Source organism: Nostocoides australiense Ben110 (assembly GCF_001050535.1).
In the GTDB taxonomy this organism is placed as follows: domain Bacteria; phylum Actinomycetota; class Actinomycetes; order Actinomycetales; family Dermatophilaceae; genus Nostocoides_A; species Nostocoides_A australiense.
Genome location: NZ_HG764815.1, coordinates 4,242,741 through 4,243,921, shown reverse-complemented (window position 1 = coordinate 4,243,921; position 1,181 = coordinate 4,242,741). Strand labels below are relative to the sequence as shown.

Below are 1,181 nucleotides of genomic sequence, written 5' to 3'. Positions count from 1 at the left end.
CATCCGGTGCAGCGTCAGTCCCAGTGCGGGGGGCGGTTCTCCTGCAACCAACGGTCGTGCGCCGGGTCGCCTCCGGAGGCGGGGCGTTCGCCCCAGCCGGCGTCGGTGTCGTCGCGCGTCTGCTCGGGGCGTCCGGTTGCGGCGGGTTGGTCTGCGGCACCGTCAGCGGCCCTTCCCGTCGCCGGGCGGCTGGCGCGCCGGGCCCCTTTGCCGGTGATCGGTCCGGTGCGCATGTCACCGGCCGCCATCCGCTCCATCGCCGCCACGATGCGGGCCTCCTCGCGCGCCGGGTCTCGGAACAGGTCGACGGTCAGGATGCGTAGCGGGCGCCAGCCGAGGCGCCGAAGCTGTTCTTGCACAAGGCGATCGCGCATCCGGTTGCCCCCGAGAGCGGCATACGCGGGTCCGTCGATTTGGATGGCCAGCGCGACCGGGCCACGGGTGAAGGGGTCGCGCACGGCGAGGTCGACCATCCCGGGGGCGACGCCCTCGCGCACGCGCAGACCACGGCTCTTCAGTCGGCGGGCAAGGTCGCGGGTCAGTGTGGACTCCGAGGTCGTGGTCACCTTCGGCCGGTCGTTCGCCAAGAGATCGGCAAGGATCCGCGCGCCGAGGCGAGCCGGACCGTCGCCGGCCGCGTCCGCCAGCTTCGCCGCGTCGAGGGTATGCAGCACGGTCTGGCGAGCCCGGGCCCGCGTCAGTGCCGCGGTGAGCAGTCGGGCGCCGGCGGCGCCGGCGACCAGGTCGGGGGTCTGCTGTCCGAGGACCACGATCGCCGCGTCCCGCACGACACCGGTGGCGTGGGCGGCGTCGAGGACGACCAGGGCTTCTCCGCCTTGCCCGCCGAGGAAGTCGGCGACACTCGGGTCGGTCGTTGCGCGGATCCCGTCCCGAATGCGTTGCGCGAGTTCGGGATCGACGGTCAGGACGGCCAGCGACTCCTTCGCCTGCAGACGCGCGTGCGTCACGACGGCGCGCACCGCCTGCGCGACGAGGCCGTGGTCGTGCTCGGTGACCGGAGCGGCCTCGACCCGGACCACCCCGGTGTCGGAGGGCGAGGGAAAGGTCCGCAGTTCGGGGTATGCCGCGGCGACCGGCGACTCGGTCAGGCGCTGGTCCCGGCTGCGGTAGTGCCACGCAAAGCGGTGCACCGGCCACACCGCCGCCGCCTCGGTCAGCAA

Annotated in this window: 1 pseudogene; it reads right to left on the bottom strand. The window is 73.8% G+C overall.

Going from position 1 to position 1,181, the window contains the following annotated elements:
• Positions 1–14: 14 nt before the first annotated feature.
• Positions 15–1,181: pseudogene (locus BN11_RS21030) on the bottom strand (hypothetical protein); the annotation flags it as partial.